Annotated in this window: 10 protein-coding genes; 3 read left to right on the top strand and 7 right to left on the bottom strand. The window is 66.8% G+C overall.

Annotation, left to right across the window (positions count from 1 at the left end; genetic code table 11):
* Position 1: 1 nt before the first annotated feature.
* From WKW82_RS01000 to WKW82_RS00980, 5 genes are all read right to left on the bottom strand, one after another.
* The gene (locus tag WKW82_RS01000) at positions 2-697 is read right to left on the bottom strand and encodes a pilus assembly protein PilX (protein ID WP_340340389.1); all 696 of its coding nucleotides are present in this window, start codon (positions 695-697) and stop codon (positions 2-4) included.
* A gap of 159 nt (positions 698-856) precedes the next feature.
* Complete coding sequence (locus tag WKW82_RS00995; RefSeq protein WP_340340388.1) at positions 857-2,041, bottom strand: PilW family protein; 1,185 nt, start codon at positions 2,039-2,041, stop codon at positions 857-859.
* Between the two features lie 156 nt (positions 2,042-2,197).
* Positions 2,198-2,563, bottom strand: coding sequence for a type IV pilus modification PilV family protein (locus WKW82_RS00990; protein WP_340340387.1), 366 nt, complete (start codon positions 2,561-2,563; stop codon positions 2,198-2,200).
* A 137-nt stretch (positions 2,564-2,700) separates the two neighbouring features.
* Positions 2,701-3,279 (bottom strand): GspH/FimT family pseudopilin, encoded by a 579-nt coding sequence (locus tag WKW82_RS00985; protein ID WP_340340386.1) that lies wholly within the window; start codon positions 3,277-3,279, stop codon positions 2,701-2,703.
* A gap of 19 nt (positions 3,280-3,298) precedes the next feature.
* Entirely contained in the window at positions 3,299-3,742 is a 444-nt protein-coding gene (locus WKW82_RS00980) for a type IV pilin protein (RefSeq protein WP_340340385.1), read from the bottom strand.
* A 675-nt stretch (positions 3,743-4,417) separates the two neighbouring features.
* Between WKW82_RS00980 and WKW82_RS00975 the strand changes: the two genes are divergently transcribed.
* Positions 4,418-6,040, top strand: a complete 1,623-nt coding sequence (locus tag WKW82_RS00975) for an MFS transporter (RefSeq protein WP_340340384.1) — start codon at positions 4,418-4,420, stop codon at positions 6,038-6,040.
* Positions 6,041-6,140: 100 nt separating this feature from the next.
* On the opposite strand, the gene ltnD is transcribed toward WKW82_RS00975, so the two are convergent.
* Positions 6,141-7,043 carry an L-threonate dehydrogenase gene (ltnD, locus tag WKW82_RS00970; RefSeq protein ID WP_340340383.1) on the bottom strand — a complete coding sequence of 301 codons (903 nt, stop codon included), beginning with the start codon at positions 7,041-7,043 and terminating at the stop codon, positions 6,141-6,143.
* Between the two features lie 166 nt (positions 7,044-7,209).
* Between ltnD and WKW82_RS00965 the strand changes: the two genes are divergently transcribed.
* Positions 7,210-9,612, top strand: a complete 2,403-nt coding sequence (locus WKW82_RS00965) for a PhoX family protein (protein WP_340340382.1) — start codon at positions 7,210-7,212, stop codon at positions 9,610-9,612.
* 239 nt (positions 9,613-9,851) lie between these two features.
* Here the strand turns inward: WKW82_RS00965 and mltA are convergent, their stop codons facing one another.
* Positions 9,852-10,997, bottom strand: a complete 1,146-nt coding sequence (gene mltA, locus WKW82_RS00960) for a murein transglycosylase A (RefSeq protein ID WP_340340381.1) — start codon at positions 10,995-10,997, stop codon at positions 9,852-9,854.
* On the opposite strand from mltA, the gene WKW82_RS00955 reads away from it, so the two are divergent.
* The gene (locus WKW82_RS00955; protein WP_340340380.1) at positions 10,996-11,151 is read left to right on the top strand and encodes a hypothetical protein; all 156 of its coding nucleotides are present in this window, start codon (positions 10,996-10,998) and stop codon (positions 11,149-11,151) included. The genes mltA and WKW82_RS00955 overlap by 2 nt on opposite strands.
* Positions 11,152-11,288 lie beyond the last annotated feature (137 nt).

The following is an 11,288-nucleotide window of genomic DNA, read 5'->3' as shown; positions in this document are numbered from 1 at the left end:
GTCAGAAGTGCACGATGGTCTCGGTGAAGCTCGCGGTGTTGCGCGCACCCAGGACCCGCACCACGACGCGGTAGTACGGCTGCACGCTGGTGGCCGTGATGGGGCAGCGGCCGTAGTCGCACGCTTCCTTGGACGTGGTGACGCCACCGCTGCTCGCGAGCGGCGTGGCGCAGCTGATCGTGGTGTCGGCAGGGAAGGCGCCGGGCTTCGAGCAGAGGCGGAAGATCACGTAGCTCGCCTGGTTGCCGTTGATGTCGCTGAGGCTGGCGCTCTTGAGCTCGCAACTGGTGTAGGTGCCGCTGGTGGCGTATCGGCAGTTGTTGTTGTCCCAGTCGATCAACTGTCGGTTGAGGCTGGCCTGCTGCCGGCCCGTGACGTCGACGGGCGGCTTCACCGTGACGCCATCGGAAGCCAGTTCGAGGGTGCTGGCGTAGTAGCCGGACGACGCGTTGGTGTTCAGGCTCGCAGAGTGGGTGGTCAGCCATGCGATGGCCTGGCGCGTCGCCTGGTCGGCGGCAGCGGTGGCGTCCTGCTTGAAGCCGATGTTGCCGAGCAGCAAGGTATTGGTGTCTACCGATCGCACCAATGCGAGGGCCGTGAGCATCAGTGCGGCCAGTGTCAGCATCGCAAACAGCAGCGAGACACCGCGCTGCGCGGCGCGGCGCCGGGCCCGTTGCAAGAAGCGCGGGCTTGTCATCAGTTTTCCGTGACGCTGGCGCGCATTCCGCGACGCATGAACCGGGACGAGCGCAGCGTTGCCCGTTCGTGGGCACCCACGGAGCCGGCTTTGCCGGGCCGTGGGGTGCGCCCCCTTGAGGGGGAGGCGCCGCAGGCGCTTCGGGGGTGGGACTTCACCTCAGGAGTTCCATAGCATGTTGCGCAAGGGGACCACCGTGTCGTAGACCTTGTAGCGGTAGTGCTGCCAGTCAGGCAGGAAGTCCACCTTGATCGGGATGCAGTTGTTGGCGCTGCCAGCGCAGGTCGCGGTGGTCACGCCGGCGACGGATTCGCTGAGCCCGACATCCCATTGGGGACTGTTGCTGGCGGAGGTCACCAGCTCCCGTTCGTACTGGTTGCTCCGCGCGACCACGGCCACGCGGATCGCGAGCACGCGGGTCCAGTCGGCTTGCGTGACGGGCGTGATGGTGTCCCATCGATCGATCGCGCCGTTGGCATCGGTGTCCTTGCCATACATCGCCTGCAGGTTGACGATCTGCGGGTACACGTCGGTGGCCGCCGAGGCGACCGACTTCGAGGTCGTTGTGGTCACCTGCAGGTTGTTGGCCGCGCTCACCGAGTAGACGCGCTGCGTGAGGGTTCCCAGGTTGAGCAGGTAGCTCTTGGCCCCGCCGCCAGTGAGCGGCACGCCTTCATAGTTGGCCGTGGGGAAGATCTCGCTGTGATTCCAGGCGGGGCTGCCCGCCGCCGTATGCGGAATGCGGTCCGGCCCCAGCATCGTGTTGGCGCTGGCGGTGTTGTGCGTCACGCTGAACAGGGTGCACCAGTGGGTGGCGCTCGGCATTTGCGGGACGGCGACCATCAAGTCGCCGGGCGCAACGCCCAGCGACGACTGGACCCGAAAGTACTCCTGCGCCCTGTCATGGGTTTCCGTGATCCGGATCGGCGTGGAAAAGCGCGGGGTCTGGCTCTGCAGCAGGACGATCTGGTCGGGCGTGCCCTCGGCGCCGTCGATGATGACGATGGGCGCCAAGGTCATGCTGATGTCGGTCGACGATGGTGACGCGCTGGCGTCCGGATTGGTGTATTTGCCCTTGATGACGCAACCCAGGGCGGCCGGGTTCGTCGACGCGCCATAGCCCGCCGCCTGGATCTCGCGCTGCAGGGTGTACAGCGACAGGGCGCCGTTGATTTGCGCATCGCTCCCCATCGACACCGTGCGCTTCTTGCCTTCGGCCATCATCAACACCTGGGAGATGACCAGCACCGTCAACATGCCCAGCGCCAGGCCGACCATCAGTTCGACCAGGGTGAAGCCAGCCTGGCGGGGCCTGCGCGGGTATTCGGAAAGCGCGCTGCGCATCTCAGTTTTCCACCACGTTATCGCGTGACCCGCGGTGCATGAAACCAAGGCGAGAACGCCTGTTCGTGGGCACCCGCGGAACCGGCTTTGCCGGGCCGCTGGGTGCGCCCCCTTGAGGGGGAACGCCGCAGGCGCATTCGGGGGTGGGTTTTCATCTCAGCCGCCCGACCTGGCGATCGTGGTGGCGGTGACGTACCTGTGGGTTTCGCCGCCAGGCGAGGTCCAACGGACGGTGATCGTGACGTCGCCGGTGCCGGTATTCAGGTCCAGCGCCCCGGTGCCCTGCGGCAGGCTCGTGCCGACCTTGTCCTGCCATTCCTTGCAGCGTGCGATCGAGGCGCAGTCGGCGCCGTTGTAGCTGGCAACAATGCCCAGGTCGGACCACATGCGGCCGATGGCCTCGGTCGCGAGATTGGCCGCATCGGCGCGGTACTTCGATTCGGTCTGGGCGCGGGTCATTGTGCTTTGCAGGCCGACCAGCCCGAGCACACCGAACGCGAACACCAGCAGTGAGACCAGCACTTCGATGAGCGCGATGCCACGCGTGAAAGATCTTCTGGGCCCCAGGGCCGGCCCGCGTTCAGCCCGCCACCCGCGAAAGATCAAATCGCGATGGCCAGGCCCCATCGACCTGGGAGAGCAACGCATGGCGCGGGTCATCACATGCATTTGCGCGGATCGTTGTTGTCGGACACCGACGGATCGCAAAGACGCACCGAGCCGGCCGCCGAGATCATGAGCCGCAAGTTGCGCGTGCTGGTGCCGCCCAGGTCGATCGTGCGGATCGGGTCCGTGTTGGTGATGCGGCCAAAGCCGTCGAAGGTGACGGTTGTCGCAGCGCTGCCATCCTGTTTCACCGCTGAAACCGTCACCTGACCGCCGCCTGCAGCACGGCCGACGACGAGCATGGGCGACGAGTCGGTCGAAGCTTCGTCCGCGCAATGGGCGACCGGCGAATTGATGCTGACCACCCAGGAGGCGCTGGCGCTGGAAAGCGTGCAATCGTTGCTCAGGACGGTCGGGTCGCTGCCCGCGACCAGCCAGAAAGACATGTTCTGGTTGCGCCGTATCGCTTCGCCGCGCGCAGTCTGCAGGCCGTTCTGCAGGGAATCGGCCGCGTTGCGGATGCGCGTGTTGTCGAGCCAGTTCGCCACGCTGGGCATGACCGACACGAGGATCAGGGCCAGCACGGTGATGCCGGTCATCAGCTCGATCAGGGTGAAGCCACGTTGCCGCATCGGTCTGCCTGGCCTACGCTCAACAGGTCGTGCTGCTGGTCAGCCAGCACGACGCGTTCAGGTCCGTGCCCTGGTACCGCGTTGTCGTGCGATTGCCGTTGTGGTCAATCGCGTAGACGTGCCCGACGGCGCGGCCACCACTTCCCGTTGCCGTGACCGTGTAGCCCTGCTGGCTGTCGGTTGTGACGCATCCGTAGGTGAAGTACTTCGCACCGCTCGGCGCGAACCCCGACCAAGTGGCGGCGCTCGCGTCGGTGGCGCACTTCGCGGCGGTGCCGTAGTTCTTGTTGTCCTGGTAGTACTGCTCCATCTTCGTCCGGTAGTCGGACAGGTTGGAGAAGGCCTCCGGGAGTTGCCCCCGCCGCACATAGTCGTTGTAGGAAGGCAGGGCCACTGCCGCAAGGATGGCGACGATGGCCACCGCGATCATGACCTCGATCAGCGTGAAGCCACGGGATTGCACGCGTGATGGGACCTCTGGCACCTTGCAATCTTTCGATGGTTTGTTGGTGACAAAGTGTCACTTCGGCGGGTTGAAAGTGGTGGCCGTTCGTCTGCCGGAACGCACCTTTCATCTGAGGCGGAAGATGGATTACGAACTTTTTAGCCACTCTCCACGCGAGTGAATACAAACTTCTAAGCAGTTGACTCGACGTTGTAAAATTGCAACAAACGGAACAGAGCGAAGGTTGGATGTCCGGGTCTGCACGACAGAGCGCGGTGAAGTTGCATCCGTCGTCGTGAGGCGGTGAGTAGGGTCATTGACTCCGGGTGTGACTGCTCGCCGAGCTTGCGGATTTATGCAAGGAACACGCGCCAGCAACTTGCGCAGGCGGTGGACCAAGCGGAAGGCGGTGAAGGTCGCGCCCACCGCCTTGCCGGCCCACGAACAGAATGAGGTCGGCAGGGCCCGTGTCGGTGGGGTACTCTTGCACGCGCACGCCAAGGTCGGCCCCGAGGTTGACGCGCTTCATGTCCTGCCGCAGCCATACGGCGGCAACCAACTCCCGATCGACCTGTTCGCGGGCCTTGGCTGCTGGCGTCATGGCGCCGGATGGGTCGATGGGGTGGAGCGCGGCCGAGCCCAGGATTTCCTTGCAATCACGACCCCCCGGTCGACCGGATAACAATAGAACGCATGCCCCCCATATCCATCGAGGAGACCTCGGTCCAGCCGCTGCGCCCCACGCCCCCGCGCATCGGCGCGCTGACCCCGCTCAAGCTCCCCGTGTTCCGCATGCTGTGGAGCACCTGGCTCATCGCCAATATCTGCATGTGGATGAACGACGTGGCGGCGGCGTGGATGATGACCACGCTGACCAGCACGCCGATCTGGGTGGCGCTGGTGCAGTCCGCCTCGACCCTGCCGGTGTTCCTGCTCGGGCTGCCGAGCGGCGCGTTGGCGGACATCCTCGACCGGCGTCGCTGGCTGGTGGCCACGCAGTTCTGGCTGGCCGGCGTGGCGATCCTGCTGTGCGTCGCCGTCGCCCTGGGCTGGATGAGCGCGCCCCTGCTGCTGGCGCTGACCTTTGCCAACGGCATCGGGCTGGCGCTGCGCTGGCCGGTGTTCTCGGCGATCGTGCCGGAGTTGGTGCCGCGCACGCACCTGCCGGCGGCGCTGGGGCTCAACGGCATCGCGATGAACGCCTCGCGCATCATCGGGCCGCTGGTGGCGGGCGCGCTGATCGCGAGCGCGGGCAGCCTGTGGGTGTTCGTGCTGAACGCGGTGATGTCGGTGGCTTCGGGCTTCATCGTGCTGCGCTGGCGGCGCGAGCACACGCCCAATCCGCTGGGCCGCGAGAAGCTCATCAGCGCGATGCGCGTGGGCGTGCAGTTCGTCTGGCAGTCGCAGCGCATGCGCGCGGTGCTGACGCGGGTCGCCATCTTCTTCCTGCACTCGACCGCCTTGCTCGCGCTGCTGCCCTTGCTGGCGCGCGGGCTGAAGGGCGGCGATGCCGGCACCTTCACGCTGCTGCTGGCGGCGATGGGTGCGGGCGCGATCATCGCGGTGCTGTTCCTGCCGCGGCTGCGCCAGGGTTACGAGCGCGACCAGCTCGTGCTGATCGGCACGCTGGTGCAATCGGCCGCGACCGCGGTGATGGCCTTCGCGCCCAACGTGTGGGTGGCGGTGCCGGCCATGATGTTCGGCGGCGCGGCGTGGATCACGGTGGCCAATTCGCTCTCGGTCTCGGCGCAGCTCGCGCTGCCGGACTGGGTGCGCGCGCGCGGCATGTCGACCTACCAGATGGCGATCATGGGCGCGACCGCGTTCGGCGCGGCGGTGTGGGGGCAGATCGCGACGGTGTCGACCTTGCAGGTGAGCCTGTGCATCGCGACCGTGAGCGGCACGCTGGCGATGCTGACTGCGCTGCGCCTGGTGCGCGACCACGGCACCGATGACGACGTGAGCCCCGCCCAGCCCGGCTGGAGCAAGGCGCCCGCGCACCCCGCGCCGGGCGAGGGCCGCGTGGTGATCACCGTCGAATACATCATCGACCCGGCGCGCGCGGCAGCCTTCCTCATCGTGATGCACCAGACCCGCCGCACGCGCTTGAGCGAAGGCGCGATCGACTGGGTGCTGTTGCACGACATCTCGCAACCCGAGCGCTACGTGGAGCAGATCGTCGACGAGTCATGGACGGAGCATCTGCGTCGGTTCAACCGCGCCACCGCGGCCGACCTGGCGTTGCGGGAGCGGCGGCTGGCTTTTCATCGGGGGGAAGACCCGCCGGTGGTGACGCGCTACGTCGTGCAGAGATAGCGCTCGTCGGCGGGCTCTGCGACACGGCGCGTGGCGTTCCCGCACTGCCGGCGATCCCACGGCGGCCCGGCAAGACCGTTCCGCGGTTGTTCCTCTTTCGCTACGCCTTCTTCGGCAACTCGATGCCGGGGAATATCTTGATGACGGCGCTGTCATCCTCCTTCGCAAACCCTGCCGTCGAGGCCTGCATGAACATCTGGTGCGCAGTCGACGACAGCGGCAGCGGGAACTTGGTCGCGCGCGCCATGTCGAGCACGATGCCGAGGTCCTTCACGAAGATGTCGACGGCCGACAGCGGCGTGTAGTCGGCCGCGAGCACGTGGGCCATGCGGTTCTCGAACATCCAGCTGTTGCCGGCGCTGTGGGTGATGACCTCGTACAGCGCCGCCGCATCCACGCCTTCGCGCAGGCCGAGCGCCATGGCCTCGGCGGCCGCGGCAATGTGCACGCCCGCCAGCAACTGGTTGATGACCTTGACCTTGCTGCCGGCGCCGGCCTTGTCGCCGAGCCGGTAGACCTTGGCGGCCATGGCGTCGAGCACCGCGCCGGCCCTGGCATAGGCCTCGGGAGTAGCCGCCGTCATCATGGTCATGTCGCCGCTGGCCGCCTTGGCCGCACCGCCGGAGATCGGCGCGTCGATGTAGAGCAACCCTTTCTCGGCCAGCCGCGACTCAAAGGCGATCGACACGTTCGGATCGACCGTCGAGCACATCACGAACACGCTGCCGGGCTTCATGCTGGCCGCGACGCCGCTGCTGCCGTCCGCGCCGAACAGCACGCTCTCGGTCTGCGCCGCATTGACGACCACCGACACCACGATGTCACAACCCGCACCCAGTTCGGCCAGCGTGGCGCAGGCATGGCCGCCCTCCTTCGCGAAGGCCTCGGCCACGCCGGGCCGCACGTCGAAAACATGGAGGGCATGGCCGGCGCGGCGCAGCGATTGCGCCATGCCGCCACCCATGGCGCCGAGGCCGATCAAGCCGGTGGTAAGGGTCGTCATTGGTGTGTGTCTCGTGGAAGGAAATGAATCATGACCCAAAACATTCGCGAGTCGGCGTGGCATTGCCATCCGGACTCGATCCACTCGCAGGTGCGGCCTGTGCGGGTGCCACGAAACCTACACATACGGTCGTTAAGTTCAGGTTTCCGTCCGCCCTGAACCCACGATGACACACCCCACAGAAACGCATCCGTACGTCGACCCCGACGATCTCGACAACAACCCCAGCAGCAACACCGCGCTGCATGAGCTCGTCGCAACGCGCATGCACCGCCGCCATGTGCTGCGCGGCGGCGTCGGCGCCCTGGCAGCCGCCACGATCGGACCCCTGGCGCTGGGTGCTTGCGGTGGTGGCGGCAGCAATGGCTTCCCCCTCGTGGCAGCCGCGCCGGCACCGGCGCCTGCCCCCACCCCCACCCCCACCCCCACCCCCACCCCCGCACCCCCTGCCGGCCCGACCCTCGGCTTCAATGCCGTCAGCAAGAGCCTCGCCGACACCGTCGTCGTCCCGGCCGGCTACACCGCCACCGTGATCTACGCGACCGGCGACTCGATCGACCCGGCCGTCGGCGACTACAGGAACGACGGCACCGACGCCGACTTCGCCCGCCGCAGCGGCGACCAGCATGACGGCATGCACTTCTTCGGCCTGACGCCCGACGGCAAGCCTTCCGTGTCGGCCACCGAACGCGCCCTGATGTGCATCAACCACGAGGCCATCAACGGCACCGTGGCCTTCATGCATCCGAACGGCCAGACCAATGCCTCTTCCGGCGCCCGTCCCGAAGCCGAAGCCCTCAAGGAAGTCGAAGCGCACGGCGCCGCCGTGGTCGAACTCGCACGCAGCAACGGCAAGCTCGCCGTCGTCAAGAACACCACCTTCAACCGCCGCATCACGCCACGCACGCCGATGGTCTTCGGCGGCCCGGCCAAGGGCTCCGCGTTGCTCAAGACCCTCTACTCGCCGGACGGCACTGCCGCGCGCGGCATGATCGGCAACTGCGCCAGCGGCTACACGCCCTGGGGCACCTACCTCACCTGCGAGGAGAACTTCGCCGGCTTCTTCACCCGCTCCGCCACCGACGACGCAGTGCGCACCGCCAAGGAACTCACCGCCTTCAAGCGCATCGGCCTGAGGCAGAACGTGACCGGCGGCCAGCGCTGGTCGACCGTGGTGCCGGCGGATGCAACCAACACCGAATACCAGCGCTGGAACGCCAGCAAGACCGGCACGTCGACCGACGGCACGGACGACTTCCGCAACTCGCACAACACCTTCGGCTGGGTGGTGGAGATCGACCCGTATGACGCCACATCGACCCCCGTCAAGCACACCGCACTCGGCCGCTTCGCGCACGAAGGCGCATGGCCCAGCAACCCGGTCGTCGGCAAGCCGCTGGCCTTCTACATGGGTGACGATTCGCGCAGCGAGTACGTCTACAAGTACGTCTCGAAAGCCACATGGAGCGCCGCCGACGCCAACCCGGCGGACCGCCTCGCCACCGGCGCCAAGTACCTTGACGACGGCACGCTCTACGCCGCAAGGTTCAACGCCGATGGCACCGGCACCTGGCTGCCACTCGACTTGAGCAACACCGTCGTGTCGGGCAACACGGCCTACGCCTTCGCCGACCTGGCCGACGTGCTGGTCAACGCGCGCCTGGCCGCCGACGCCGCTGGCGCCACCAAGTGCGACCGCCCGGAATGGACGGCAGTCAACCCGCTCAATGGCGAGATCTACATCACCATGACCGAGAACCCCGACCGCGGCAACGTCGGCACCCTCAGCAGCAACAACGTCCCCAACCCCGACGTGGAACCGGCCTTCCCGCGCTACTGGCTCGACAACAAGGGCATCACCGCGCAGAACGCGGCGGCGCAGGCCAACAAGGGCGACGTCAACGGCCAGGTCATGCGCATCCGCGAGACCGGCAACGACGCCTCGGCCACCACCTTCAACTGGGACATCTATCTCTTCGGCAGCCAGGCCAAGGCCGATGCCGGGCTGGACGACGCCAACTACCAGCAGAACGTCAACCTGTCGGGCCTGTCGGACTTCAACGACCTCTCCAAGCCCGACGGCTGCTGGTTCTCGCGCGCCAGCGGCATCCTCTGGATCGAGACCGACGACAACGCCTACTACGACGTCACCAACTGCATGCTGCTGGCAGCAGTGCCCGGCACGTACGGCGACGGCGGCAAGGTCGACGTGGTGAACCAGGCCAACGGCAAGCCCGGCACCGCCGGCACCGCGCCGGTGACGGTCACGACCTATGCCGGCAAGAAGATGAACGACACCATCTTCAAGCGCTTCCTGACCGCGCCGAAGGGCGCCGAAGTGACGGGCCTGGCCGAGTCACCCGATGGCAAGGCCCTGTTCATCAACATCCAGCACCCCGGCGAGAACACCGCCGCTGCCGACATTGCCGACGCCAGCAAGTACGAAAGCCATTGGCCCGGCAACGGCGCCGGCATCGCGGCGGCCTACGGCCCGGGCGGCGCGACCGCACGGCCGCGCTCTGCTACCGTGATGATCACGAAGGACGATGGCGGCGTGATCGGACTTTGAAGAAGGTGCGAATCTTTCTTCTGCGGCCACCGATCTCGGGCCCGCTGTGTTGGCGCCGGCATGACAAGCGCTTCGCGCAATTGTCAGCCTCTGCCGCAACTTCGTTGTCACCGCACTGAAGTGCGGTTCCGCGCCGCCGACCCGACATCGGCGCCCTCGCTAGGAAATCTTCACACCTTCCTGCGCCAAGGCCGGACCGCGCTCCCGCATCGGGCAAGGTCACATCGACTCGAGACCGATCAGGGAGCCGGCGGCTTCGGCCACAGCGCCCAGAGGCGCAAGGGCTGGTTCATGCCGGCGGCCAGCCGGCCAGCCTCCGGCCCGGTGCCTGCAAAGTAGTCGGCGCGCACGGCGCCGGTGATCGCCTTGCCGGTGTCCTGCGCGACCACCAACTTCTGCAACTGCGCGGTCGGGCCACTCGATGCGAGCCAGACCGGCGTCCCGTACGGGATGCTGTCGCGGTCGACCGCGATCGAGCGGCCAGCCGTGAGCGGCACGCCCTGTGCACCACGCGGACCGGCCGAGGCCTCCAATTCAGTCAGCTCTTCTTCGCGGAAGAACACATAGCGCGGGTTGCTCCACAGCAGTTGCGGCACGCGTTGCGGGTTCACCGCGGCCCAGTCCTTGGTGTCGTCAGGCCACTTGCCGGCGCGCACGCCCTGATTGGTCAGCCATTGCTGGATGCTCTTGTAGGGCTGGTCGTTGGTGGCAGCGTAGGCCACGCGCACCACGCGCTGCGAGCCGTCGGCCTCGGTGAGGCGCAGGCGCCCCGAACCCTGGATATGCAGCATCATCGCGTCGATCGGGTCGGCCAGGAAGGCGATCTCTCGGCCGCGCAATGCAGCCTGCGCCTCCGGCAAGGTCTCGATCTGCTGGCGCGTGTACCAGGGCTTGCGCACGGCAATGTCGCCGGGCGCGCGATACAACGGCACGCTGAACTGCGCATTCGGCCGGCGCGAGGCGTCGTACACCGGCTCGTAGTAACTGGTGAGCTGGCCATCGCTCTGGCCGCTCAGCGACTCGATGCGGTAGGGCTGCAGGCGCTCGGTGATCCATTGCCGCTGCGTCTGCGCATCCGCGATGGCCAGTCGGCGAACGTCCTGGCACAGCGGCGCGATGGCGGCATTGGGCCGCGTGCAGTTCGAGACCAGCGCCACCCAGCCCTCGTGCAGCGGGTCGTCACCGAAGCCGGGCAGGTCTGTCCATGCAACCGGCACCCAGCGGCTCTTGGGATGCGCCAGCGAGCCAGTGAGCGGTGGCAGGGGTGGTGGCGTCACACTGGGCGGCGCGGCAACATCGGGCGTGCGCGGGCCGAACGAGCAGCCCGCCATCATTGCCACTACGATCGCGGGCCCGCCCAACCGCCACAGGAGTCCTTTTTTCATGGGCCTGATTCTGCTTGAAGCCTTTCTTGCCGGCGCCGTGCTCGTCTTCATCGTCTGGTGGACGATGTTCTCGGGGCGCAAGGGCGGCGAGATCGACCGTGGCGACGATGCGCACGAAGGGCCCGGGGAAGGCAAACCGTCGAAACGTGATTGATTTGTTGTAGTTGGAGGCGCTGTTGCACCGTCGGAAGGCAGGCCATTTGCTATGAATTCCATAGCAATGAATGGCTGCGCCACGTGCTGTTGCGCTACTTTTTCTCCTATGCCTTCCTTACATGCGGAAACGATTCG

This window comes from Variovorax rhizosphaerae (genome assembly GCF_037889975.1).
In the GTDB taxonomy this organism is placed as follows: Bacteria; Pseudomonadota; Gammaproteobacteria; order Burkholderiales; family Burkholderiaceae_C; genus Variovorax; species Variovorax rhizosphaerae.
This window is presented reverse-complemented; position numbering and strand designations above follow the sequence as displayed.